24 protein-coding genes and 1 pseudogene are annotated in these 25,894 nt (G+C 62.3%); 18 read left to right on the top strand and 7 right to left on the bottom strand.

Features of this window, described 5'->3' with window-relative positions; all coding sequences use genetic code 11:
• The first annotated feature begins 1 nt into the window (after position 1).
• On the top strand, positions 2–1,120 hold the full coding sequence (locus D8W71_RS07975; protein ID WP_121112476.1) for an acyl-CoA dehydrogenase family protein: 1,119 nt from the start codon (positions 2–4) through the stop codon (positions 1,118–1,120).
• 23 nt (positions 1,121–1,143) lie between these two features.
• Complete coding sequence (locus tag D8W71_RS07970) at positions 1,144–1,599, top strand: VOC family protein (protein ID WP_161965422.1); 456 nt, start codon at positions 1,144–1,146, stop codon at positions 1,597–1,599.
• 30 nt (positions 1,600–1,629) lie between these two features.
• Here the strand turns inward: D8W71_RS07970 and D8W71_RS07965 are convergent, their stop codons facing one another.
• The 5 genes from D8W71_RS07965 to D8W71_RS07945 form a co-directional block, all read right to left on the bottom strand.
• Entirely contained in the window at positions 1,630–2,274 is a 645-nt protein-coding gene (locus D8W71_RS07965) for a TetR/AcrR family transcriptional regulator (RefSeq protein WP_121112474.1), read from the bottom strand.
• Between the two features lie 150 nt (positions 2,275–2,424).
• Complete coding sequence (locus D8W71_RS07960) at positions 2,425–3,636, bottom strand: acetyl-CoA C-acetyltransferase (protein WP_121112472.1); 1,212 nt, start codon at positions 3,634–3,636, stop codon at positions 2,425–2,427.
• A gap of 115 nt (positions 3,637–3,751) precedes the next feature.
• Positions 3,752–4,255 carry a nuclear transport factor 2 family protein gene (locus D8W71_RS07955; protein WP_121112469.1) on the bottom strand — a complete coding sequence of 168 codons (504 nt, stop codon included), beginning with the start codon at positions 4,253–4,255 and terminating at the stop codon, positions 3,752–3,754.
• Between the two features lie 45 nt (positions 4,256–4,300).
• Positions 4,301–5,158, bottom strand: a complete 858-nt coding sequence (locus tag D8W71_RS07950; protein ID WP_121112467.1) for an SDR family NAD(P)-dependent oxidoreductase — start codon at positions 5,156–5,158, stop codon at positions 4,301–4,303.
• Between the two features lie 54 nt (positions 5,159–5,212).
• Complete coding sequence (locus tag D8W71_RS07945) at positions 5,213–6,259, bottom strand: ferredoxin--NADP reductase (RefSeq protein WP_236077782.1); 1,047 nt, start codon at positions 6,257–6,259, stop codon at positions 5,213–5,215.
• Between the two features lie 224 nt (positions 6,260–6,483).
• On the opposite strand from D8W71_RS07945, the gene D8W71_RS07940 reads away from it, so the two are divergent.
• The 4 genes and pseudogenes from D8W71_RS07940 to D8W71_RS07930 all read left to right on the top strand — a co-directional run bounded on the left by D8W71_RS07940 (position 6,484) and on the right by D8W71_RS07930 (position 8,501).
• Entirely contained in the window at positions 6,484–7,284 is an 801-nt protein-coding gene (locus tag D8W71_RS07940; protein WP_201265292.1) for a mycofactocin-coupled SDR family oxidoreductase, read from the top strand.
• 89 nt (positions 7,285–7,373) lie between these two features.
• Positions 7,374–7,787, top strand: a complete 414-nt coding sequence (locus D8W71_RS07935; RefSeq protein ID WP_153275342.1) for a hypothetical protein — start codon at positions 7,374–7,376, stop codon at positions 7,785–7,787.
• A gap of 127 nt (positions 7,788–7,914) precedes the next feature.
• A pseudogene (locus tag D8W71_RS28240) lies at positions 7,915–8,091 on the top strand (VOC family protein); the annotation flags it as partial.
• Positions 8,092–8,159: 68 nt separating this feature from the next.
• Positions 8,160–8,501: a VOC family protein gene (locus tag D8W71_RS07930; RefSeq protein WP_328588819.1), complete on the top strand. Its 342-nt coding sequence runs from the start codon at positions 8,160–8,162 to the stop codon at positions 8,499–8,501.
• Between the two features lie 63 nt (positions 8,502–8,564).
• On the opposite strand, the gene D8W71_RS07925 is transcribed toward D8W71_RS07930, so the two are convergent.
• On the bottom strand, positions 8,565–10,067 hold the full coding sequence (locus D8W71_RS07925) for an MFS transporter (RefSeq protein ID WP_121112461.1): 1,503 nt from the start codon (positions 10,065–10,067) through the stop codon (positions 8,565–8,567).
• 433 nt (positions 10,068–10,500) lie between these two features.
• Here D8W71_RS07925 and D8W71_RS07920 point away from each other — a divergent pair, with 433 nt between their 5' ends.
• From D8W71_RS07920 to D8W71_RS07885, 8 genes are all read left to right on the top strand, one after another.
• Positions 10,501–10,920: a VOC family protein gene (locus D8W71_RS07920; protein ID WP_121112459.1), complete on the top strand. Its 420-nt coding sequence runs from the start codon at positions 10,501–10,503 to the stop codon at positions 10,918–10,920.
• Positions 10,921–11,053: 133 nt separating this feature from the next.
• Entirely contained in the window at positions 11,054–12,415 is a 1,362-nt protein-coding gene (locus tag D8W71_RS07915; protein WP_121112457.1) for an MFS transporter, read from the top strand.
• A 138-nt stretch (positions 12,416–12,553) separates the two neighbouring features.
• Positions 12,554–13,387 (top strand): LLM class F420-dependent oxidoreductase, encoded by an 834-nt coding sequence (locus tag D8W71_RS07910; RefSeq protein WP_121112455.1) that lies wholly within the window; start codon positions 12,554–12,556, stop codon positions 13,385–13,387.
• On the top strand, positions 13,384–13,887 hold the full coding sequence (locus D8W71_RS07905; RefSeq protein WP_121112453.1) for a nuclear transport factor 2 family protein: 504 nt from the start codon (positions 13,384–13,386) through the stop codon (positions 13,885–13,887). The genes D8W71_RS07910 and D8W71_RS07905 overlap by 4 nt, the downstream gene beginning before the upstream one ends.
• A 155-nt stretch (positions 13,888–14,042) precedes the next feature.
• Positions 14,043–15,548 (top strand): FAD-dependent oxidoreductase, encoded by a 1,506-nt coding sequence (locus D8W71_RS07900; protein ID WP_121112451.1) that lies wholly within the window; start codon positions 14,043–14,045, stop codon positions 15,546–15,548.
• Between the two features lie 65 nt (positions 15,549–15,613).
• Positions 15,614–16,531: an alpha/beta hydrolase gene (locus D8W71_RS07895; RefSeq protein WP_121118791.1), complete on the top strand. Its 918-nt coding sequence runs from the start codon at positions 15,614–15,616 to the stop codon at positions 16,529–16,531.
• A gap of 87 nt (positions 16,532–16,618) precedes the next feature.
• The gene (locus D8W71_RS07890) at positions 16,619–17,134 is read left to right on the top strand and encodes a flavin reductase family protein (protein WP_236077781.1); all 516 of its coding nucleotides are present in this window, start codon (positions 16,619–16,621) and stop codon (positions 17,132–17,134) included.
• A 222-nt stretch (positions 17,135–17,356) separates the two neighbouring features.
• Positions 17,357–18,718, top strand: coding sequence for a flavin monoamine oxidase family protein (locus D8W71_RS07885; RefSeq protein ID WP_121112449.1), 1,362 nt, complete (start codon positions 17,357–17,359; stop codon positions 18,716–18,718).
• Positions 18,719–18,741: 23 nt separating this feature from the next.
• Here the strand turns inward: D8W71_RS07885 and D8W71_RS07880 are convergent, their stop codons facing one another.
• Positions 18,742–20,268 carry a PucR family transcriptional regulator gene (locus D8W71_RS07880; RefSeq protein WP_121112447.1) on the bottom strand — a complete coding sequence of 509 codons (1,527 nt, stop codon included), beginning with the start codon at positions 20,266–20,268 and terminating at the stop codon, positions 18,742–18,744.
• Between the two features lie 197 nt (positions 20,269–20,465).
• Between D8W71_RS07880 and gabT the strand changes: the two genes are divergently transcribed.
• From gabT to D8W71_RS07860, 4 genes are read left to right on the top strand one after another with little or no spacing between them, the layout of a single operon-like run.
• Positions 20,466–21,824, top strand: a complete 1,359-nt coding sequence (gabT, locus tag D8W71_RS07875) for a 4-aminobutyrate--2-oxoglutarate transaminase (RefSeq protein WP_121118787.1) — start codon at positions 20,466–20,468, stop codon at positions 21,822–21,824.
• Complete coding sequence (locus D8W71_RS07870; protein ID WP_121112445.1) at positions 21,821–23,275, top strand: NAD-dependent succinate-semialdehyde dehydrogenase; 1,455 nt, start codon at positions 21,821–21,823, stop codon at positions 23,273–23,275. The genes gabT and D8W71_RS07870 overlap by 4 nt, the downstream gene beginning before the upstream one ends.
• A gap of 47 nt (positions 23,276–23,322) precedes the next feature.
• Positions 23,323–24,207 (top strand): universal stress protein, encoded by an 885-nt coding sequence (locus tag D8W71_RS07865; RefSeq protein ID WP_121112443.1) that lies wholly within the window; start codon positions 23,323–23,325, stop codon positions 24,205–24,207.
• Positions 24,208–24,230: 23 nt separating this feature from the next.
• Positions 24,231–25,787 (top strand): APC family permease, encoded by a 1,557-nt coding sequence (locus tag D8W71_RS07860; RefSeq protein WP_121118785.1) that lies wholly within the window; start codon positions 24,231–24,233, stop codon positions 25,785–25,787.
• Positions 25,788–25,894 lie beyond the last annotated feature (107 nt).

Raw genomic sequence — 25,894 nt, 5'->3', positions numbered from 1 at the left:
CATGCATTTCGGCCTCAGCGAGGAACAGCAGGCACTGGTCGACACCGTGAGGGCTGTCGTTGCTCGACGACAATCGTCGACCACCCTTCGCGACGCATTGTCGTCCGAGTTCGGGTACGACAGAGCATTGTGGACGGCGCTGCGCGAGCAGGTCGGCGTGTGTGCACTCGCGGTACCCGAAACTATGGGCGGGATGGGTTATTCGTCGTTCGAGACTCACATCGTACTCGAGGAACTCGGCCGCAGTCTGAGTCCGACTCCGCTGTTCGGCTCCGGCGTACTGAGCGTCCAGGCCCTTCTGTACGGCGCCGACGAGAAGTCGAAGAGCCGACTTCTTCCAGAACTCGCCGAGGGCACCGCGATCGGTGCACTGTGCTGGGCCGATCGCAGCGGTCGGTGGCGAACGGACGGTAGCGGCGTCGACGCTCGTTCCGCCGGCCAGCGATGGCTGCTCACCGGAACTGCGACGTTGGTGATCGACGGAATGGAAGCCGATCGGCTATTGGTGGTCGCGAACAGCGGCGTCGGACCAGCTCTGTTCGAGGTTGATCCGCATGACAAGACCCTGGCTCGCAGAAGTACCCCTGGAGTCGATCCGACTCTGCGGTTCGCCTCGGTCGAGCTCGTAGACACCGACGCGGAACTTCTGGGGTCGTTCGGCGATTCGCTCCCGGACCTGTACGCCGCCGCAGCTATCGCACTGACTGCTTTGCAGGTCGGCGGAGCACAAGCCGCTTTGGATCGCACGGTCTCGTATCTTGCGGATCGACGTCAGTTCGGACGTCCGTTGGCCTCTTTCCAGGCACTCAAACATCGTTGTGCCGACATGATGGTGGCCGTCGAAACCGCCCGATCGATTTCGTGGGCAGCCGCGTGGGCAGCCGCCGAACGCACACCGGACCTGCGATGGCACGCGGCTATGGCGTCCTCGTGGTGCAGTGAAGCCTTCTCCTACGTAGCCGCAGAAATGGTCCAACTCCACGGCGGCATTGCCATCACCTGGGAGCACGATGCCCACCTGTATTTCAAGCGTGCGCATTCCACGGCCCAACTACTCGGATCGCCTCACGAGCACCGTCGTCAAATCACCGGTGGCACAGTCACACCCACCGGCCGATGAGTGCATCGGCGCCCTTTTTGCCCATGACTACCGCACCCGATGGAACGATCGTCCACCACGTGGGGATCACTGTCAGCGACATCGACGCCTCGGCGCGGTTCTACGGTCGACTGCTCGGTGGTGACCTTTTCGGTCCGTATCGACGCTGCGGACCCCGAATCGATGCTGTCACCGGGCATCGAGGAGTCGTCGTCGAGCAGATGTTCGTGACTGCCACCAACGGCCGGACCATGGTTGAACTACTGAGCTACACAGGCGGACCCGAGACCGTCATAGAACCGGACAACAGTCACGTGGGCGCAGTGCACATTGCCGTCACAGTCGACGACATCGACGCGGCACTGAACCGGCTGCGGTCGCAGGGGGTCAGTGCGCTGTCCGACCCGATCGAGGCGAGCCCGCCGTTGACTGGGTGCCGCGTGGTCTATGTGCTGGACCCCGACAGGGTGCGTGTAGAACTCGTGGAGCTTCCCCGTTGATCGAGACCACAGGTCGGTCTTCTCGAAAGATCACTCACTTCTGCTGGCAGGACTGACGAGTAGCCCCGACCGCAGCATCGAGATGTACTGGTCGGCCACCGCCTCGTGGTGCAACCGGCCACCCGGCTGATACCAGCGGACCGTCGACCACACAGCGTCGCGAATGAAGCGGTACACCAGGCCCGTGTCGAGATCAGGACGGAAGTCCCCCGATTCGCGGCCGGAGTCCAGAACACCACGCCATACCGTCGCGATTTCGATACTGGCGTCGGCGACGAATCCGAATTCCGATGCGGTCATGAAGAGACCGGCCTCGTTCTGGTAGAGCGCCACCTCGTCCGGTGTCGCATCGATGCGTGCGAATGTATCGCGAATGAGACCCTCGAGGGCTTCTTGCGGCGAGGTGCTTTCCTCCACGATGACGGCAAATTGGGTACGGAGATCGTCCATGAACTGGCGGAGAATCTCGGTCAGCATCGCTTCCTTGGAATCGAAGTGATGGTAGAGACTTCCCGACAGGATCCCCGCCTCGTCCGCGATGTCCCGGACGGTGGTCTGCGAGTAGCCGCGCCGCGCGAACAACCGAGCCGCGATCGCGAGAAGCTCAGTCCGTCTGGTCGACGTCGCGCTCGCCTTGCGCCGGCTCTCGGCACCTCCCACACTGGTCGAACCCATGGACTTCCCCTTCTCCGATCTCGCCGGTCTACCCGACTCGGCTTCGGTCAGCAACTCGGTAACGGGCCGCCGTCACGATAGTTGGCGTTCTTACCATCGGTAACGTACAGCGGTACCCGACCGAGACACCTCGGCCGGGCCGCAATACGACTACGCAAGGCGTTGGACAACCATCGCCATTCCTTGACCGCCTGCAGCGCACATGGTCTCCACACCGAACTCTTTGTCGTTCCACTGCAAGGCGTTGAGAAGAGTCGCGGTCATGCGAGCGCCGGTCATTCCGTAGGGATGACCGAGCGCAATGGCACCGCCGTGCACGTTGACCTTCTCGTAGTCGAGGCCGAGCTCACGGACGGTAGGGACGACCTGGGCAGCGAATGCCTCGTTGAGTTCGACAAGATCGATGTCGTCGACGGTCATACCTGCGGCGGATACCGCGCGACGCGTGGCCTCGACGGGACTCATTCCCATCACCTCGGGAGAGAGCGCAGACACCGCGGTGGACACGATTCGCGCCAGCGGCGTCAGACCCAACTCTCGAGCGCGATCGTCGGACATGATCACCAACGCTGCAGCTCCGTCGTTCATCGGGCAGCAGTTGCCTGCGGTGACCGAACCGTCGGGCAGGAAGACCGGCTTCAGTTCGCCCAGCGCCTGCGCAGTTACGCCAGCCCGTGGACTGTCATCTGCGGTGACTACCGTTCCGTCCGGAGTGGTCACCGGCGTGATCTCACGATCGAAGAACCCAGCGGCGCGAGCCGCCTCGGCGCGGTTCTGGCTCAACGCGGCGAACTCGTCCTGGTCGCGGCGGCTCACGTTCCACCCGGAGGCAACGTTCTCGGCGGTCAGTCCCATCGACATGTAGAGGCTCGGCATCAGTCCTTCGGCACGCGGATCCGTCCACGAGGGCCCAGCGACGTCGGTTGCGCGAGTATCAGCCAAGTCGAAAATGGGGTTCTTCGAACCGGGCATGTAGTCGGACTTGCCCTGCGTGAAGCGCGAGACCATCTCCACACCGGCAGATACGAACGCGTGACCCTCACCGGCTTTGATGGCGTGAAATGCCATGCGTGTTGTCTGCAGGCTCGACGCGCAGTACCTCTGGACGGTTGTCCCAGGTAGGGCATCCAAGCCGAGCAGTACGGCCATAGCCCGCGCGAGTCCATATCCTTGCTCGCCAGCGGGTTGAGCGCATCCGACCATCATGTCGGTCAGCTCCGAAGGGTCCAGTTCGGGCACCTTGTCCAGTGCCGCCCTGACGATCGTCGCACCCAGGTCGTCACCACGCAGTTCGCGCAGTGAGCCCTTCTTGGCGCGCCCGATGGGCGATCGAGCTGCTGCGACGATCACTGCTTCCGGCATCGGTAAGTCTCCTGACTTCGGGGCTCGTCGAACGCGACGAAGCCGATAACTCACCATAGCAAGCGATTGCTTGGTATGGTGAGCTATCGGCTTCGAGGGTTCGAGGATCACACGATCATGGCGACAAACCCCATCCGGGAACGACCTCGACCCCGTCGCCGAGCGGCCGTCTCATCGACCACAGAGGGATCGCACGGCAGGACGAAATCTTCCACGTGCCGTCCTCTACGACGTATTCGTCCTCGTACTCCATCGACGCCACGGTCTCCGTGCGTGCAGACAGATCGAGCTGGCGGAATGCGAGGGTCCACTTTCCCGTAGCCTCGCCGGCTCCGGTAAGTGTGATGTCGGAGTGGAACGCATGGTGCATGTCCAACACCACGTAGGCGCCAGCGACTTTGTGCAGGGCCACATTTCGAAATATCTCGACGATCGGATCTGCGTCCTCGTACTTGCCGAGTTCCCCGTAGTCCATCACCGCGCCACGGTCGATGAAACACGCGCGGAACGCGACGGGGTCCTTCGCGTCGCACGCACGAAGGTACCGATGCTTCAGCGCCTTGATGGCATCGATTCGCTCGATGTCGTTCAGACGCTGCTCTACGGAACGTGCTGTCATGTCGCGCCTTTCGGTCGGGCAGACCGGACGACCGTCTGCCGCGGGTCAACTTATGACCGCCGCGCTGTACGTCGGCGGGTCACCCAGAAACTCTCGATGGGACGGCGGCTGCCGTCCGTCGACATCGAGTATGCCCATTTCAGCGGCGATTTCGGCACCGATGAGCACACTGCCACTTCGGTGCATCAGATTTCGATCGCGCCAGAGCGCATCGATCACCCGCCCGGTGAACTCAGGAGACTCGGCAGTTGCCACCAACTCCGCATACGAGTCCGGGGCCTCGGCGAGACCGGCCAGGGTGCGTTCGGTTTTCAACAAGCCCATCCAGATCGAGATGACGGCAACGTCGAACGGGCGGAAGTCGACCGCCATGTCGTGGGCCATCTTGTCCACGGCAGCCTTGCCAGCGCCGTACGCGGGCCCGTGCATATAGCAGCTACCACCGAAGCTGGAGGTGTTGACCACCAATGAACCGCGTCGCATCAACGGAGCGGCGTAGTAACTCGAAATGTAACTCGAACGCATTCCGACATCGAACAAGTCGAGTAGCGACAGAGGCTTCTTCCAGAACGGTCCCTCTGTGGCGAGAGCGTCCGGAACCGCGAATGCATTGTTGACCAGGATATCCACAGCGCCGCTTTCGGCACCTACTCGTTCGAACAGTGACTCGACCTGCCCGTCGACCGAGTGATCGACCACGACGGGAATTCCAACCCCTCCACGGTCGGATATCTCCTGGGCTGTGGCGAACACCGAGCCGGGTAGCGCAGAGTCGCCCTCGGCCGAGGTTCGACCCGTCACGTACACGGTCGCGCCGGTCGACCCCAGCGCCAGCGCGATCCCCTTCCCCGCACCACGGCTGGCACCGGTGACGACTGCAATACGAGCGGATTCGGAACTCACTGACGGACTCCTCGACTCGGTACTTCACGAACTTCAGTGCACTAGCTTTTGTCGTCAGTACTCGATGGCGATGTCGTCGCTGACGGCTTCCGCCTGGCAGGCCAGGATGTAGCCGTCGTCGATGTCCTGTTGCTCGAGTACTTCATTGTGGGCCAATTCGACCTTGCCCGAGGTGAGCGCACACACGCACGCGCTACAAGCGCCCTCCCTGCACGAATAGGGAGCGTCGATGCCGGCGTCGAGCAAGGCGTCCAGCAGACGCTTGGATCTGGGCCACGTGACTGTCTTCTGATCGCCATCGATACTCACCTGGACGGACACGGCGCCGACCGAACCGTCCTGTGATGGGTTCACGGTTGCGGTGGCAGTCTCGAACGGGTTCGAGCTGAGGGACACGAAACGTTCGACGTGCACACGCGAATGATCGACGCCCAAGGCCGAGAACACCGAACGCGAAAGATCCATCAACGGCACAGGTCCGCACACGTACATGGTGCGATCCGCGAACGGCGCAATCAGATCGCGGAGACCGTCGAACGTGGGGTATCCCTGCACCGACTCGAGCACGTGGACCACCGTGAGCCGATCGGCGAACTTCTCGGTCAGCTCACGGAGTTCCGCAGCAAAAATGACGGACTTCTCGTCGCGGTTGGCATACACGATGAATACGCTGCCCGTACCGCCGAAAAGTACGGTCTTGGCGATGGAGATGATCGGGGTGACCCCGCTGCCGCCTGCGACCAGCACCACCGACTGATCAAGAGAGTGCACCGTGAAGACCCCTGCGGGGGGCAGAACCTCGAGTTCGTCACCGATCGACAGATCGCCGCAGAGCCAGTTCGACCCATGCCCGTCGTGTACGCGCTTGACCGTGAACTTCAGGGTCGAATCGACCAGAGGGGAACTCGACAGCGAGTAGCAGCGCGCCGCCCCACGGCCATGATCCGGGACCCGAACGGTGATGAATTGGCCTGGCGTGTAGCCGAACTCGTGCGCGAAATCAGCCAGGGGCTCGACGAGGACAGATCGAGCATCGTAAGTCTCCTCGACCAATCCGACGACTCGAACCTTCCGTGGAAGATGTTCCGACGACGGATTCACCGCTGCACCTCCGATGGGGAGGCCGAGCCGAGATGATCGTACATGTGGAAGGTACCCCTGTATGTCCGGAAAACAAGCGCTGTCGATCGCACCATATCGCCTCGTCAGAGGCGATAATCGCACCGATCCCACTGGACGGGAAGCTTCTTCACATGGATGGCCGAAAGCGAATTCGGGTCTAATGTGTTGCAGTAGATAGTAATCGGATTTCGGACGGAGCATGGATGGATCTGTCGGGCAAGGTCGCGCTGATCACCGGAGCAGCACAGAGTCAGGGAAGGCATCACGCACTGTCGCTTGCCGCGCGGGGAGCGGACATCATCGCTGTCGATATCTGCCGTCAGATCGACTTCGTACCGTATCGGATGGGAGACGAAGCGGGCCTCGACGAGACCGTGCGCCTCGTCGAGCAACTCGGCGGAAGAATCCACGCGGCCGTATGCGATGTTCGCGACGCGCACGGCCTACGAACCGTGGTCGATTCCGCAGTCCTCGAGTTCGGCGGCCTCGACGTCGTAGTGGCGAATGCGTCGGTGTGCTCGGTACAGACGTACGACGAGGTGACCGCGGACATCTGGAAGACCACCATGGATATCAACGTCGGCGGGGTCTGGAACACGTGCGCCGCCGCCATCCCCCATCTAGTGCGGCGCGGCGGTGGCAGCATCGTGATGATCGGATCCAGCGGTAGCGTCGTCGGCCTACCCTTCTACTTGCCATACACAGTCTCCAAACACGCGCTCGTGGGCATGTGTCGATCGCTCGCACTCGAACTGTCCAACATGAATATTCGCGTGAATGCGATACTCCCGACCGGCGTCGACACCCCACAGGGACACTCGTCCGTATTGCCGCGGCTACTGGAAGAACGACCGGATCTCGCCGGCATATTCACCAACAGTCTCCCCGTCGATCGGATCGAGCCAGCCGATGTGTTCGGCGCGCTGAGCTATCTCATCTCCGATGCAGCCCGGTACGTCACCGGAGTGCTCTTGCCCGTCGACGCCGGGTCGACCGTTCGTTGACGGCAATGGCGCAGGGCAATGCGTAATGCCTCCCTTCACCAATTCACCAATTCACCACTGACACGGACAACTATTCGAGGATGATGAACATGAGCGTACGAGAGCGTCGGCTTGCCCGGATATCCGGAGGACATTGGGCGGAACTGCGCCCCGGCCAGGAGTCGACCTCCGAACGTTCACAGGACGTAATCAGAATTGCCGCCTCGGACCTGCAGGAAGCACAAGCCGCAACGGCACGGATTCGAGCACATGCGTCGAGCGAAGGCACACGTCCAGCAGTGTTCCTCGACATTCTGTATCACGTTGCAGACGACGCCCGAACAGCACGCAGGGAAGCCTCGGAATTCACTTCGCCCTCCCGTTCCGGATCGGTCCGGTATGTGGGTACTCGAACCGGACTGCGCGGCTTGATCGACGACATCACTGCCGCCGACGTAGCAGACGGCGTCACGCTCCTGCCGCTGAACCCACACGAGAACGGCTTCGTGCTCGAGGCGATGTGAATCAGTGTCGATTTCGTTGGCCCGCTCGAGTCCCGCATTCCGCCAGACGGGATGACGCCCACCGCCGGGCGAGAGAACCACGTACGTTCGCGCGGCGCTGCGAGGATACGCACGCGTACGTCTCCGAGTGCGGAGGTGGTCACTGGCCGTTCATTCGAAGAGGGAGTTCGCTGTGGCCGTTCGTAGTCTGAACCACGCAGTTCTGTTCGTGTCCGACGTCACACGAAGCGCTCAATTCTATTGCACGGTATTGGGTTTCGAGCAGATCGGACCGGACTTCGCAGGCGGGTGTTTCTTCGCGGAACCAGATCCGGGAACGATCACGATCTCGGATTGTTCCAGGCCTCGACCCCAGGGGCCGCACAAGGGGCAGTGGGACTGTTCCATTTGGCTTGGGAGGTCGAAACGTTACACGACCTCGCCGAGGCCAAGATCCGTCTCGACGAGCATGGCGCGTTGTCCGGGGCCGCCAATCACGCGTCCACCAAAGCTCTGTACGGCTCGGACCCGGACGGAATCGAATTCGAGCTCACATGGTTGGTGCCGGACGCGTTGGTCTGTGACGAACTGATACCAGGAGTTGCGCCCACGCGTCCTCTCGACATCGGCGCCGAAATTGCACAGTATGGTGCTTACACCCCTGGTGGCCCCCGCACCGATCGTCACATGATGACCCGTCTGATCGATCGACTCACCTCAGGTCAGTCTGGCTGAAGATCACCAAATACCCGGTGGATGGCTGACGAACCACCCACCGAGGATTTGGATGAGACAAAGCTAGGACACCGAAGATCGAGAAGACGGTTCGGCGGCCACGATATCGGTCTGCTCCGACGGCACGGCGAGTCTTTTCACCCGTCGCGGCATGAGGATCGAGGCAAGCACCCCAACCAGAGCGCACGCCCCAGCGAAGAGGAACGCATACTTGATTCCGTTGTCGGAGTACACGACCGCCCCCTCGGAAGCAAAGGCGACGTTCGCATTGAGTACGGCGTACATGATCACTGGCAGAGATGCAGCGAACGTGCTCTGGAAGACGGCAACGATGCTGGCGGTGGAGGCCTGGAGCTGCGGCGGCACAGCTTCGATCTGAAGGTTGGGAATCGTTGCGTACGCAATGCCCTGACCGAGTCCGAAAACTCCGATCAGCACGACAACAAGCAGCTTTCCGTCGTGCGAGAAGGCCATCGCGGATGCCCCTACTACGCTGGTCGCCAGTCCGAGGATGATCATCGTTCGGGGTTTGACGAGCTTCCGGCCGACCACCAGGCCCACAGCCAATCCACCGACGACGGCGAGAGCTCCCATCGGCGCGCCGTAGAAGGCGAACTGTTCCGCGCTTGCCCCGAACCCATAGCCCAGTCCGAGGTCAGGCGTCATGATCATCAACGGCAGCATGATCGAGATCAGAGCCGAGATGCCATACACGAACCCAGCAGCGATGGATATCAGCAGCACCGGCCGGTGCGCAAACAGTCGGAGGTCCACCAACGGGTCTTTGATGATTCGTGATGAGACGACCCACGCCGCGAGTGCAGCGATACCGCCCAGTAAGAAGAACAGCGTCGAGGTGGCGGTCCAACCCCACGTCGAGCCGAAACTGACTGCGACGAGAACCCCTCCGAGCCCACTGCCGAGAAGAACTGCACCGATGGGATCGATCGTGGAACGAAGCCTAACTGCCGATTCCGGAGTTGTGAGCAAAATCAGGACAGCGCCGACGGCGAGCACTGCAGCCAGGAACCAGAAGATGCTCCGAAAGCCAAACCCGTCCAATAGCCATCCGGCGAGAAAGGGCGTCGGGATAGCGATCAAACCCATTCCTGTGGTGGCGATACTCACCGCCAATGCGACTGTCCTGGGCGGAAATACGTCACGGATCAACGAATAGCTCAGGAAAAGCGAGGCCACGAGCAATCCGGAAATTGCCCGACCCACGACGAGGACAGTAAAGGTGGGAGCCACCGCAGACACGACGGAACCCACAATTCCGAATCCCACACACAGCATCAGGAGCCGACGCTTGCCATGTGTATCGGCAAGCTTGCCGACCACCGGACTAGCCACTGCGCCTACCAGAAGAAATGCAGCGAAAACCCACGCTCCCTGGGTGGTCCCGTAGTGAATCGACATGGCAGGCAATGCAATCGCCATCATCGCGTAGCTGAGCGTGAGCGCCTCCAGAACGATCACGATGGACGCGAGCGAGAGCACCCCGGGCAGGGTCCACCCCGCGTCGTCGTCGGCAGTTCTGTGCGCCCGCGGAGAATCGACCTTCATTCCTGGTTCCCTTCACTGAAGGCGCTCCCGACGAGCACCGAATAAGTGCCTGATCTCACACCTGGCATCAACGTGGGTTGGCAACATCTCCCGCTAGGTGGGAACAATCCAACAAACCGGGCCATTTGTCCGTTTCGAACGACGACAGGCGGCCGGCCGGTCTGACCTCCCCATTGGCAACAGTGGATTCGCGATCTTCACTCGGGGTCGAAATCGAGTGCCTACGTTGCTGTTTGTGCCCGCTGGGCGGACACCTTCATTCTCAAAACTGCAGCATGCACCTAGCCTGAATTGGTCTTTCGTTTCGCGTCGAAGAAGGGCAAATGTCGCTCGCCACCAGTACTGGCCGCCAGGTGCCGGATGACAACCACCCATAAGGCATGCCAGTCAGCCCAATCAACACGCACCTGAAGTCAACTAGGAAGAGAAAACAATGAACGCCAAAGGTCCCGTGCAGCCCACCATGCCGTTCGTCAAACTGATCACCCATGATCCGGAAGAGCTTCTGTCGTTCTACGAAGATGTGTTCGGCTTTTACGTCGTCACCCGTGTTGTAGAGCCGAATCCGGGCACGGACTTCGGGATCGAAGAGATAATCCTCCACTCCAGCGATGACACCGGGTGCAGCCTGGTACTCCTCAAGTTCCTGGAGCGCCCCAATCCTGCCGGCGGGGTCATTTTGGGAATGAAGGTCGCGGACGTCCAGGCAACCATCGAGCACGCCCTCTCCGCAGGGGCGTCGGTCGAGATGCCGCTGCAGTCGATGGAACGGCACGGGGTGAAGGTCGTCTTCCTCGCCGACCCACACGGAAACCTTATCGAGGTCATCGAAATGATCGACGCCGCAGGCTAACCGCACGATCAGGTGTCTCATACCGATACACCATCCACACATCTTCCCAATCCGCCACTTCCATACTACAGTCGTGCACCAAACTGCCAAGCGCTTGCTTGGTAGGCAGGCAACGACGAATGGAGCCTCACCGATGACTAGCCGCGAAGCAGAAAGAGACGATGCCTTCGGCACCACGCCGTCGGCAGGTGACGAGATCGTCCCACGCCAACGCGGAATACTCCGGGTCGCGCTGTCCAGCTTGCTGGGGACCACTATCGAGTACTACGACTTCTTGCTGTACAGCACGATGGCGGCTCTGATCTTCGGCTCGGTGTTCTTCCCGGACTCGAGTAGCGGAGTTGCCACCATCGCTGCGTTCGGAACTTTGGCGGCAGGGTACGTCGCACGCCCGCTCGGTGGTCTGGTCTTCGGCCACTTCGGCGATCGGCTCGGACGCAAGCGGACGCTCGTAGCCTCGATGATGCTCATGGGGGTCGCAAGTACGCTGATCGGCGTGCTGCCGGGCTACAGCACAATCGGCATTGCCGCTCCGATCCTGTTGATTCTGCTCCGCACCATCCAGGGCATCGCGGTCGGCGGCGAGTACGGCGGTGCCGCACTGATGGTCATCGAGCACGCAGGCACTCGCCGACGGGGCAGCTGGGTCGGAATCATGCAGTTGGGCTCACCTCTCGGAAACCTCGTAGCCATTGGTGCGATCGCTGTAGTCACCAGGTTGCCGGAGGACGACTTCGAAAGCTGGGGTTGGCGTATTCCGTTCCTCGCCAGCGCCCTTCTGCTGATCATCGGCCTTTACATCCGCATGAGTGTCGCAGAGAGTCCCATCTTCAAAGCAGCTGCACAACTTGCCGACGACAAGGCTCCTCCTCGGATGCCAGTCGTGGAAATCTTTGCAAGACAGAAGAAGGCGCTCTTCCTCGCCTGCGCCGTGGGGATCGGCCCATTTGCGTTGACCGCACTGATCAGTTCGCACATGGTCGCCTACGGCACCGAAATCGGATTCAGTCGCTCCGATGTGGTGGGTGCTCTCTTTTACACGACCCTCGTTGCCATGGTCTGCATTCCAGCGTTCTCTGCACTGTCCGACTTCGTCGGACGCAAACCCGTCGTCTTGGTAGGCGCGATCGGCGCGGCCCTCTGGGCATGGCCGATGTACACGATGGTCGGCAGCGGGTCCATCCTGCAGTTGACGCTCGCGATGATGATCGGCCAGGTCATGCAAAATCTCATGTATTCGCCCATGGCTCCGATGCTGTCAGAGATGTTCGAGACCGAGGTCCGGTACACAGGCGTCTCGCTCGGCTACCAGTTGGCCAGTTTGATCGGAGCCGGGTTCACGCCGATGATTGCCGCCATCCTCGTCCTGGCTTCGGACGGGTCGAGTGTTCCACTCGTGCTCATCATGGTCGGCACCGCCTGCATCACCCTGACAGCACTCGCAATACTGAAAGAGCCAAGAGGCAACAATCTCGTAGCCGAGATCAAAATCTAGTGAATAGGCCGTCAACTCGCGACGAACTGGCTGTCTCGGCAGCATCTCCCAAAGCCGTTTGCGTGCAAAAGAATATCCGATGACCACCTGTCGGGACATACGCTTGATTGTCCGAGCGCCTACTGTGACCGTCGGTGGATGCGACATGGAGTGGTGTTGTTCACCAGTGACCGAGGAATCATGCCGGCGCAGCTGGCACAAGCAGCGGAGGAGCGGGGATTCGACGCAATTTATGTACCCGAGCACACTCACATCCCGGTGAAACGCGAGGCTCCGCACCCGGGAACCGGCGACGCGACTCTGCCGGACGATCGATACATGCGCACCCTGGATCCGTGGATTGCACTCGCCACAGCGGCCGCAGTCACCGAGAGGATCGAACTGTCGACGGCTGTGTCGCTGCCTGCACAGCATGACCCGATCGCTCTGGCGAAAACCCTCGCAACACTCGACTTCCTATCCGGCGGACGGGTGAGCATATGTGCCGGATTCGGTTGGAACGCAGACGAATTGGCCCACCACGGTGTCCCGTTCAACCGGCGGCGTACCGTCCTGAAGGAACACATCGAAGCGATGCGTGCGCTGTGGACCCAGGAAGAGGCCTCCTACGAGGGTGAATTCGTCTCCTTCGGCCCGTCCTGGGCATGGCCGAAACCTCAGCACCACATACCTCTGATCATCGGAGCCGAGGCAGGTCCGAAGACACTCGCATGGATCGCCGCGCACGCTGACGGATGGATGAGTACGCCCCGCACCGATGATGTGGTCGCGCGTTCGAGCGAACTCGTCGACAGCTGGGCTGCCGCCGGCCGCAGTGGCGCACCGATCATTCGAGCGTTGGCCCCCGATCCCGAGCGTCTCGACGAGTACGAGGCCGCTGGAGTCACGGACGCGTGCTGGGGCGTTGGAGACGGTTCCGAAGCCGAGGCAATGACAACGCTCGACGAGATCGCCACGAGGTTCGAACTATGACCTCGATCGACAACTCCGGCGCACCGGGCACGGAGTCGAGTCTGCATCCCGAGCTGCAGATCTTGATCGATCGCCGCGCTATCCACGATGTGGTCTTGCGCTACTGCAAAGCTATCGACCAGGTCGATGCCGATCTCGTGCGCAGCTGCTATCAGGACGGGGCTCTCGACTATCACCTCGGTTTCACCGGAACGGTGGACGAGTTCATCGCGTGGTGTTGGCCGGCGCTCGAACAGCTGAACGGCACCAGGCATGTGCTTGCGAATCACCTGTCCGAAGTGGACGGGGATGTAGCTACGGCAGAGTCCTACGTGCTCGCCTACCACTGGCAGGAGCCGTTCGACGATCCTGCGAGAAACTATGTCGGACACGGTAAGTACATCGACCGATTCGCTCGTGGTGGCGACGGGGTCTGGCGGATCTCCGAGCGCCGAGTAGTCGCAGACTTCATCACCGGGATATCCGCGATTACCGTTCCCCCCGTAGAGGACAACGGCTAGCACCCGTCCCGAAACGACGGTCGACAGTCCCCCGTGGTCGTCCGGCCCACTGCCGATTCGTTCCGTCCGAAGTCTCGCTGGGCGGGAAGTCGACTGTTGTCCGGACCACCGGCCGACTGTACTGACAGTTCCGCACAACCACTACGGAGGTCACCATGATCGATCCGACCATCAAACCTGTACGTGACATGGCCGTCGCTGACTGGTCCCATCGAGCAGACGTAGTCGTTGCGGGCTTCGGTATCGCCGGTGTCACTGCGGCGATCGAAGCTGCGCGGGCAGGCGCACGCGTTCTTGTTCTCGAGCTACTTGGCGGCGGTGGTGGCGCAGCGGCGATGTCCGGCGGTTTCATCTATCTGGGCGGGGGCACCCCACTGCAGAAGTCCCTCGGTTTCGAGGACTCCGTCGACCACATGAAGGCTTTCATGAAAGCCGCTCTGGGGCCTGGCGTCGATGTCGCCAAAATCGAGGAGTACTGCGAAGGCAGTGTGAACCACTACAACTGGCTCGTCGATGCCGGCGTCGAGTTCGAAGAATCCTTCTGGGGTGAGCCAGGCTGGGAACCTCCACACGGTGAAGGACTCATGTATTCCGGTGGTGAAAATGCCGCCCCGTTCAATGCAACGATTCCGCCGGCTCCTCGTGGGCACCTGCCCAAGAAGTCGGAATCGGCGGAGGGACAACAACTCCCCGGCGGCCACATGCTCATGCAACCGCTCATCGAGACGGCCAGGTCGCTCGGAGTGGACGTACTCTACGACTGCCGTGCCAAGTCTTTGATCGTCAACGACGACGGACTGGTCACCGGAGTGATGGTTCGCCGATACGGATCCGATTTCGCAGTTCGCGCCGAACGCGGGGTCGTGCTGGCCACAGGGAGTTTCGCATACGACAACGACATGCTCACCGACAGCGCGCCCCACATCCTGGGCCGGCCCGCCGCGTCGATCGAAAGCCATGACGGACGGTCGATTCGGATGGCGCAGGCGCTAGGTGCAGCGACCGCCCATATGGACGCAACGGAAATCGCAATATTCAGCGATCCACAACTGATGGCACGCGGAATCCTCGTCAACGGTCGAGGTCAACGCTTCGTCGCGGAGGACACGTATCCGGGGCGCATCGGGCAGGAAGTGCTGCTACGTCAGGGCGGCGATGCATTCCTCGTCATCGACGAGGCATCCTACGAAGAGGCGTCGGCGACCGTGTCTACAAGTTCCATCATGCGTTCGGCACCGAAATGGGTGTGCGAGAGCGTCGCCGAACTTGAGTCCGAGATGGGAATCCCTGCCGGTGGACTGACGTCGACCGTAGAAGTGTACAACCGTCACGCAGTCTCGGAGTCCGACCCGTTCCTGGGAAAGAAGCCCGAATGGGTACGCACGTTGGGGACACCGATCGCAGCGTACGATCTGCGAGGGATGACGGGCGGGTTCACGCTCGGAGGCCTCAAGACGACGGTCGATTCCGAGGTTCTGCACGTCTCGGGAGAACCGATACCCGGATTGTTCGCGGCGGGTCGGTGTACGTCCGGGGTGTGTGCCGGCGGTTACGCCAGCGGCGCCAGCTTGGGTGACGGCAGCTTCTTCGGTCGTCGCGCGGGGAAGAGTGCCGCCGCTTCGACTCGGACGACACCCGCAAGTGATCAGGTACCTTCGTGAATCCGTCACTCGACGGCACCACCGACTACCGCTACGACCCAGAGGTTCAAGCGCGCGTCGACCTCATGCGTGACAACGCCGTACCGCCTATGCATCTCTCGGGTGTGCACTCGGCACGCGCAAAGTTGGAATCGATTCAGCGCCCACCGGGTCCGGATATGAATTCGGTGGACCGCCTCACGATCGACGGTCCACATGGCTCGATTCCGATCCGGATCTACAGACCCCATTGCGCCCCAGCGACCGACGCACCCGCGCTGGTGTGGTTCCACGGTGGCGGAATGATCATGGGCACATTGGATTCGTTCGACAGGATGGCGCGGGAGATATCAGCGGGAACGGGTGCTGTGGTGGTGAATGTCGATTACCGACTCGCTCCTGAGTTTACTTTTCCTGTTGCAAATGACGAGGCCTACGCAGCGACCGAATGGGTGGTGGCGCACGCAAAGAACTGGGGCGTCTCGGCGAGCCGGGTCGCCGTGGGGGGTGACAGCGCGGGCGGCGGCCTTGCCGCTGCCACCTCTCTGCGGGCCCGAAACACCGCTGGTCCACATTTAGTGCAGCAGATTCTGGTGTACCCGGGGGTCGAACGCAGGCAAGACCGCCCGTCGATGCGGCAGTTCGGGGACAGCCCGCTGCTGAGCGCTGGAGACATCGATTGGATGAAAGCCCTCTATCTCGGCGATGATCCAGCCGCCGACGACGAATACGGCACCCCAGCCAAGGCCAGCGATCTCTCCGGCCTTCCGCCTGCAATCGTCGTCTCTGCCCATGGCGATCCCATTCGAGACGGCGTCGAAGAATACGGTCGCCGATTACAGGACGCGCACGTCCCCACTGCGATGATCCGATACCCGGGTCTCGCCCACGGATTCCTCATGCACACGGCAACCGTTCCGCGTGCCCGCGTCGCAATGGCCGAGATCTGTGCGCTCGCATCAGCACGCTTCGCGGCGACGGAAGTCTGCGGTGGACTCACATGAAGCGAGCAACCAAGCGATCGCTTGGTATGCTGCTGCGGTGAGGACGGACTCGCCGCCCACCCCGACCCGGAAGGCGGTCTCGCACAAGTGAACCAGCCATCGAACATCACTGACGCCTCTGCTGCGATCTCCCCGGACGCTCTGCGGTCGGTACTCGGCCACTTCGCGACCGGAGTCGTTGCGATCACGGCCCTCGAACCCGACAGCGGCGTTCCGGTCGGCCTGGCAGCCAACTCGTTCACCTCGGTATCGCTGGAACCTCCGCTGGTCGCATTCTGCGTTGCCCACACCAGTACATCGTGGCCGAGCGTGATGAAGGCGCGCAGAATCGCGATCAATATTCTCTCCGACGGTCAGGAATCGATTGGAAGGCAACTCTCCCGTCGCAGCGCGGACAAGTTCGAGAACTTATCCTGGACCCCCTCCCCGGGTGGCGCGCCGATCTTCGCCGAGGCTGCGGCCTGGCTCGAAGTCGAAGTCGAAGCCCAACACGAGGCAGGCGATCACATGATCGTGGTCTCGCGGGTGCACCACGTGCACTCGGACGATCGCAATCCACTGCTTTTCCATCGAGGTAGATACGGCAACCTTCTGACCCAATGATCGTCGGCAGATCCAATTCACGAGCACCTCATCCCCGCTCGGTTCGAATGCCTCGAAAAACCGTAGGTTTCTCGATTCGCGAGCGCACCCGGGGGTCCGAAACGGAGCGTAAGCGGACATCGGATTAGCCACATCGTCGCATGCGTCGTGCGACGCCAGCGGGAAGAATTCGGGTTGCGATCGGAAAGATGCCGATGTACCGCTGGCCAAAGGAGCTCGACAGTGCCCACCCTCGAACGTGACGTCGCCATCGTCGGCGCCGGTCCCTCCGGCCTGGCCGCGGCAACCGAACTCCGCAAGGCGGGACTCTCGGTCGCCGTCCTCGAGGCTCGTGATCGCGTCGGCGGACGCACCTGGACCGACACCATCGACGGCGCGAGTCTGGAAATCGGGGGCCAATGGGTCTCCCCCGATCAGGAGTCCCTCATCGCACTGATCGACGAACTCGGGCTGGAGACGTTCGACAGGTACCGCGAGGGCGAATCGGTCTACATCTCGTCCGCAGGTGAGCGAACTCGGTATTCGGGTGACTCGTTTCCCGTCGACGGCACTACCGAGAAGGAAATGGATCGCCTCGTCGCCGTCCTCGACGATTTGGCCGCGCAGATCGGGCCGGAGGAGCCGTGGGCGCACCCACTTGCCCGCGAACTGGACACGATCTCGTTCGAGCAATGGTTGATCGGCCAATCCGACGACTCCGAGGCCCGCGGCAACATCGGCATGTTCATCGCCGGCGGCATGCTGACCAAACCCGCGCACGCGTTCTCCGCCCTGCAGGCCGTGCTGATGGCCGCCTCGGCCGGCTCGTTCTCGCATTTGGTGGACGAGAACTTCATCCTCGACAAACGCGTCGTCGGCGGCATGCAACAGGTGTCGATCCGTATGGCAGCCGCCCTCGGCGACGACGTCTTTCTCGGCGCCCCGGTCAGAACCGTTCGATGGAACCCCGAGGGAGCAGTGGTGATCGCCGACGGCGACATCGAAGTGCACGCGTCGCGCGTGATTCTCGCCGTTCCACCGAACCTCTACTCCCGCATTTCGTACGACCCCCCGTTGCCGCGGCGTCAACACCAGATGCACCAACACCAATCGCTCGGACTCGTCATCAAGGTCCACGCCGTCTACAACACGCCCTTCTGGCGCGAGGACGGCCTGTCGGGAACCGGCTTCGGCGCCTCCGAAATCGTCCAAGAGGTCTACGACAACACCAACTACCAGGACAACCGCGGCACCCTCGTCGGTTTCGTGTCGGACGCCAAAGCCGACGCGATGTTCGAGTTGGACGAACAGCAACGTCGCGCAAAGATTCTCGGCTCGTTCGCACGCTACCTCGGACCGAAAGCCGCTGAGCCCGAGGTCTATTACGAATCCGACTGGGGTTCGGAGGAATGGACCCGCGGCGCGTACGCAGCCAGCTTCGACCTCGGCGGATTACACCGCTACGGCAAGGACAGCCGCACCCCGGTCGGGCCGATCCACTTCTCCTGCTCCGATATTGCCGCTGAGGGATATCAACACGTCGACGGCGCCGTGCGAATGGGGCACCGCACCGCCGCGGCAATCGCCGCGGCTGTCGGCAGTTAGTTCTTTCGGTCTGTGCCCGGCGGTCACGACTGCCGGGCGTGGATCGCGAGCAGCAGTTCCGCACGCACCCTCGCGTTGTCCAGATCGCACTCGATCAGCGATTCGATTCGCGAGATTCGGCTCCGCAACGTGTGGCGATGAACCCCGACCACGGCCGCAGCGGACTCCCAGTGACCGTTGGCTTCGAGGAATGCTCGGAGCGATCTGAGTAGGTCGGTACCATGCGCGACGTCATGCTGATCGATCGGCGTGATCACGTTGTCTGCCAACGAATTGAGAACTTCGCGCGTCGACGCAAAGGTCAACAGTGCGCGTCCCGTCAGCGTCGCGAAATCCACCGGCTCCGCCCCGGATTCTGCTACCGACGCGGCCAGCCGTGACTGCTCGATGGACGCCACCACATCAGCCACCTCCCGCTTCCCGCCGAGGCCTACCCGCAGGACTTTGCGCGCCGACACGGATAGGGCGCTGAGCAACGAACGCGCGAATTCGACGTCGTCGGTTCCCCTAAGCAGCACGGTGACGCGCGATTCGTGACGCCGTGTGAAGACCTGCCTTCCAGCCTTGGCCAACGCCGCATCGACGACGTCCTGCACGCGTTCGGCGAACTCCGAGCTGTCGGCCACGATGGTCATACCGCGGAGCATTCCGTTCGCATCCGCCGCTTGCCGCACCTGAGACCAGGCCGGAGTCAGATCGCGGTCGTCGGCGAGCAAGAGACCCAAGGCGTGCGAATTGAGCTGGTTCTGCGCAACCCTGAGCCGGACCGGTTTCTCGAAGTCCAACGCCAACAACGAGTTCGCGTGGCCCAGCAAAATTTGATCCACATAGCCGAGCGTGACCGGACTGATGACAACCAGGTGTCCGTGCGACGTGCTGCCCACCTTGATCTGTTGCACCGTGATGGAAGCCCCGGATCGCACCAGCGACACACTGCTCGACGACCCGCCGGTGCCGGCTCCGAGCACTTCACGCACCTCGGTGAGCTCGGTATCGGAAGGCTGCGCCGGGTGAGATTCCAGGACTCGTCCGGATTCATCGAGAAGTATCACCGACGCGGAGGTAGCAAGTGCCAATTCGCGAACCGTCGCGCCGGTGCCCCCGACGACTACAGCTCGGGTCATCCTCGTCTGCGCACGCGAGGCCCGGAGCACCGCCTCGTACTCCTGCTCCGCGAGACGACTCATCACGCGTTTCACCACCGCGGCGAACGGGGTCGGCAACGGGACTTCCAGCAGCGGAACACCGATCTCGTCTGCAGCGACGATGAGGTCCGCCGGCACCTCGGTGTGGGATAGGCCGGTACCGAAACCGATGGCAGCGACCCCGGCTTCGCTCAGGGCGCGCAGATAGGTGGCTCGGTCCGCTATTGCCGAGGGCAACCGGAGGCCCGTGGTCAGCAGCAGTTCGCCGCCGGACAACCACCGGACGGGGTCTCGTAGCTCGGTTGTGTGCGCAAAGGTGATCTCGTTGTCGAGTCCCTCTCGCCCGCCTGCCAACTCGAGCGCCAAGTCCGGCTGCGTCAGCAACCAACGAACAGAGACGGTCATGTCAGCTCCCACGGTAGGTCTTATCTGCTACAGAGTGCACCCCACCGGCGTACTGGACAAGTTGGTCAGGTCGGCGGTGGGCCGATAGACGTTTTGTCAGCTCCCGCACCTCTATGCAGGAGCGCACACTGAACCTCACTGCACGTACGGCTTCGCGTACCGATCAACTTCGACACACCACCGAGGACAGCATCCACATGAAAGACATTCACTACCGGTTGCCGCAACACCGTGCACTGGTCACCGAACTTCCCGGCCCCGCTTCGACCGCCCTCACTGCTCGCCGCCGTGCGGCGGTGGCTGCGGGCGTCGGCTCGAGCGTCCCGGTGTACACCGCCGATGCCGACGGCGGCGTGATCGTCGACGTCGACGGTAATTCTCTGGTCGACTTGGGTTCGGGCATCGCGGTCACCAGCGTCGGTGCGTCCGATCCCGCTGTTGTCGAAGCGGTTCGAGAGCAGGTCGGGCATTTCACCCACACGTGCTTCATGGTGACCCCGTACGAAGGGTACGTTCGTGTCGCGGAGGAGCTCGCCGCCCTGACCCCCGGCGACCACGAGAAGCGCACGGTGCTGTTCAACTCCGGCGCCGAAGCTGTCGAGAACGCAGTCAAGGTGGCCCGCCTAGCCACCGGCCGAGATGCGATCGTGGCCTTCGATCACGCCTACCACGGACGCACCAACCTGACGATGGCGCTTACCGCGAAGTCGATGCCGTACAAAGCACATTTCGGACCGTTCGCCCCCGAGGTGTACCGGCTTCCGATGTCGTACCCCTACCGCGACGCGGACGGTCTCTCCGGCGAACAGGCAGCGCAGCGCGCCATCGATCAGATGGAGAAGCAGATCGGCGCAGATTCGCTGGCGGCCATCATCATCGAACCAATCCAGGGCGAGGGCGGATTCATCGTTCCGGCCGACGGGTTCTTGCCGACTCTGGCGACATGGGCGCGTGAGCACGGCGTCGTGTTCATAGCGGACGAGGTCCAGACCGGCTTCTGCCGCACCGGTTCGTGGTTCGCGTCCGATCACGAAGGCATCGTCCCGGACATCATCACCATGGCCAAGGGGATGGCGGGCGGTATGCCACTGTCCGCCATCACCGGTCGAGCCGACCTGCTCGACAAGGTGCATCCCGGCGGACTCGGCGGCACCTACGGCGGCAATCCCGTGGCCTGTGCCGCGGCGCTTGCCGCGATCGACACCATGCGCGAATACGATCTGCCTGCCCGCGCGCGCCGGATCGAAGGCCTCGTACTGCCACGATTGCGCGCACTGGCCGACGAGGTCGGTGTCATCGGAGACATTCGAGGTCGCGGGGCGATGCTGGCTATGGAGTTCGTGCAACCCGGGACCGACAAGCCCGACCCGGAGCTGACCAAGGCGATCGCCGCGGGTGCGCTCACGCAGGGCGTGATCGTGCTGACCTGCGGAACCTACGGCAACGTCATCCGCCTCCTCCCCCCACTGGTGATCGGCGACGAACTACTGGACGACGCGTTGACCGTCATCGAGGAAACGGTGCGGTCCCTGGTCCGCGAAAAGAGCTTGGTATGAACAACTTCGACGACCTCCGACGCACTCTGCCCACCGGGCTGTGGATCGACGGCGAACAGACCGCAGCAGTAGACGGCGGCGTCTTCGCAGTGCAGGATCCGGCTACCGGTGCGCACATCGCCGATGTCGCCGACGCGCGCGTGAAAGACGCCGTGCGTGCCCTCGATTCCGCAGAACGAGTGCAGGAGGAGTGGGCTGCAACCGCGCCGCGACAGCGATCGACCATCTTGCGTGCGGCATGGGAGCGGGTCATCGATCGCACGGAGGACTTCGCTCTGCTGATGACGATGGAAATGGGCAAGGCCCTGGCGGAGAGTCGCGGCGAGGTCGCCTACGGTGCCGAGTTCCTACGCTGGTTCAGCGAGGAAGCCGTCCGCATTCAGGGCCGCTACACCACCTCTCCGTCGGGGAACGGAAGGATTCTGGTTACCAAGGTTCCAGTCGGTCCCACCCTGGCGGTGACACCGTGGAACTTCCCACTCGCGATGGGCACCCGCAAGATCGGCCCGGCTCTGGCAGCGGGGTGCACCATCATCGTCAAGCCTGCGGAGGACACCCCTCTGACGATGCTGCTGCTTGCGGAGGTCTTCGCCGAAGCTGGACTACCGCCGGGCGTGCTGTCGGTGCTTCCCGCGTCCGATGCCGTTGCCGTGACCGAGCCGTTGCTCGCCGATCCGCGTCTGCGAAAGGTCACCTTCACCGGTTCCACTCGAGTCGGCAAGATCCTGATCGGAGCGTCGGCCGAGAACGTTCTACGCACCTCGATGGAACTCGGCGGCAACGCACCCTTCGTGGTGTTCGACGACGCCGACGTCGACGCGGCCGTGGACGGAGCCATGGCCGCCAAGATGCGCAACGGCGGTGAGGCCTGCACTGCCGCCAATCGCCTGATCGTTGCAAACTCGGTGCGGGAGGAATTCACGAGCAAGCTGACAGCCAGAATTTCCGCACTCACGCTGGGACCCGGCACAGACGCCGAGACCGATATCGGCCCTCTCGTCAACGAGAAACAGCGCCGCAACGTTGCCACCCTCGTCGACGACGCGGTCGCGGCAGGGGCACGGGTACGCACCGGCGGACACAGTGTCGACGGTCCCGGTTACTTTTTCGAGCCCACGGTTCTCGACAATGTGCCCGCGAACTCCCTCATCACGACGCAAGAGATATTCGGACCCGTCGCCGCCATCACCGGGTTCGATACCGAAGCCGAGGGTATTGCGGCCGCAAACGCCACCGAATACGGTCTCGCTGCCTATATTTACACGCAGAGCGTCGATCGTGCTTTCCGCGTCGCCGACAAGATCGACAGCGGCATGGTCGGCGTCAACCGAGGCGTGATCTCCGACGTCGCGGCGCCATTCGGTGGGATGAAGCAGTCCGGCCTCGGTAGCGAAGGGGGTACCGAAGGCATCGAGGAGTATCTGGAAACCAAATACATCGGTTTCGCCTGAGCTGCTTGCCAATCCCTCCCCCGCCCGTTACAAGAGGAGCCGTCGTCATGCGTTTGATCGTTGGATATCTCGCTACCCCGAGTGGTGAGGACGGCCTCGTCCTGGGGGCTCAGCTCGCGCGGAGTTTGGGTGCGCGGCTGGACATCTGTATGGTGCTCCCGCCGGACCGCCGAGTCCCGACCCGGGTTCCTGCGGAGTCCGGGTTCGAGGACATACTCGCCTCCCGCGCGCAGAAATGGCTGGACGAGGCACGGCACATGGTGGCCGACGACATCGACGTCGAGGTTCATCTGAGCTTCCATGAATCGTTCGCCCAGGGTCTGCTCGACGAGGTGGAGCGGTTGGACGCCCAGGCGATCGTCGTCGGAGCGTCCGGGGACGGTCTGCTCGGCCGACATTCGGTCGGATCGGTGTCGACGGAGTTGCTGCATTCGGCGCACGTTCCGCTTGCGCTCGCACCGCGCGGTACACGGCATTCGTCGGCATCGAAGATTCGAGAAGTCACGTGCGCGCTCGGCACTCGGATCGGAGCCGACGTACTGCTGCGCACTGCAGTGCGGACGGCCGAGAGGATGCACACTCCGCTCCGGCTGATATCTCTCGTATCGCTCGATCCGCAGAACGACCTTCGCGACGAACATGACACATCCGACACCGTTCGCGAACGTTCCGTACGACATGCGGCCGAGACTCTCGACGAAGCAAGATCGGCACTACCGCCGGACTTTCCGGTATCGGTCACCATCGCCGACGGGTCCTCGGTGGAGTCTGCGGTGCGCACACTGGACTGGCAGGACGGCGATCTGGTGATGGTGGGGTCCAGTCGACTCGCTCAACCCCGTCGACTCTTCCTGGGATCGACGGCCACCAAGATGCTCCGCGTGCTGCCGGTCCCCATGGTGGTAGTCCCCAAGCAGGAATTCGACTCGTGACCAGGCCGACCGGAGGAGCGAGCATGGCGAACAACGAGGGCGCAGACGTATCGACAACGGGTGCCGTCAGCGCCAAAGGCCTCGCTACCGGAACCGTGGGCACGTTCTCCGGTGCAGTCCTGGGAATCTCCTCGGTGGCACCGGGTTACACACTGACGGCCAGCATCGGCCTGATCGTGGCGGCCGTGGGATTGAAGATGCCTGCGATCCTCATCGCCGGCTTCATCCCGATGTTTCTCACCGCGTACGCCTACCGGGAACTCAATTCCGAATCACCGGATTGCGGAGCATCCTTCACCTGGTCGACCAAGGCCTTCGGCCCGTACGTCGGATGGATGTGCGGGTGGGGAATGGTCATCGCGACCATCATCGTGCTGTCGAACCTCGCAGCCATTGCCGTTCAATTCTTCTACCTGTTCATCGCCAAGCTGACCGACACCCCGTCCATTGCCGATCTGCCCGGCAACAAGTTGGTCAACGTGGGAACCACGTTGGTGTTCATAGCCCTTGCCACCTGGATTGCCAGTAGAGGTATCACCACGAGCGAGAAGTTACAGCTCGCACTGGTCGGATTTCAGATGGTGCTTCTCGTCGCATTCGCCGTCGTCGCGCTCGTCCATGTCGGAGCAGGAGACTCCCCCGCCGGCCTCACCTTCGAGCTGGATTGGTTCAACCCGTTCACAGGCGTCGCCTTCGGTGCGTTCGTGATCGGTCTCACCGGATCCATCTTCGCCTTCTGGGGTTGGGATACGTGCCTGACCCTCGGCGAGGAGTCGAAGGATCCGAAACGGACACCCGGCCGCGCCGGATTGCTCTGCGTTGCAACCATTCTTCTCACATATTTGCTGGTGTCGGTTGCTGCGATGATGTACGCCGGAGTGGGCGAGAGCGGGCTCGGATTGGGCAATCCGGACAACGCGGAGAACGTGTTCGGCACTCTTGCAGACCCGGTACTCGGAAAGTGGGGCGGGATGCTGTTGTTCCTGGCTGTTCTGGTCTCCTCACTCGCGAGTTTGCAGACCACGTTCCTGCCCGCTGCGCGAACGATGTTGGCCATGGGTGCCTACGGCGCGTTTCCCAAGAAATTCGCGGAAGTATCACCGCGTTTTCTGGTGCCGACCTTCGCAACCCTCGTCGCAGGCGTCGTGACCGCGGTGTTCTACACCGTCGTGACCTTCTTGTCCGAGCGCACCCTGATCGATACCATTGCGGCACTGGGCATCATGATCTGTTGGTACTACGGCATCACCGCCTTCGCCTGCATCTGGTATTTCCGCGCCAGTCTCTTCACGAGCGCACGCAATGCTGTGTTCCGATTCCTCTTTCCCCTCCTGGGCGGACTCACGCTGCTTGCCGTGTTCGTCGTCTCGATACAAGAGAGCATGAACCCGGACAATGCCAGTGGGGCGTCCATCGGCGGGATCGGTCTCGTGTTCTTCCTGGGGTTCGGGACTCTGATGTTCGGCGCAGCGTTGATGATCTTCAGGAGATTCCACAGTCCGGCCTTCTTCCAGGGAAAGACGCTCGACCGCAGCACCTCCGCGCTACGCGACGAAAGCCAGTTGGTCGACGGCCAGTAGCCGGACACCCGAGATTCGACGCTTCACCGAGCTGCACACAATTCATCACCTGCTTGTGCCCTGACAACCGAGGAAAGACAATGTCGACGAACACCGCGCAGACCTCC

Source organism: Rhodococcus sp. P1Y (assembly GCF_003641205.1).
Lineage (GTDB): Bacteria > Actinomycetota > Actinomycetes > Mycobacteriales > Mycobacteriaceae > Rhodococcoides.
Note: the sequence above shows the minus strand (reverse complement) of the source record. Positions and strands in the feature narration are given on the sequence as shown.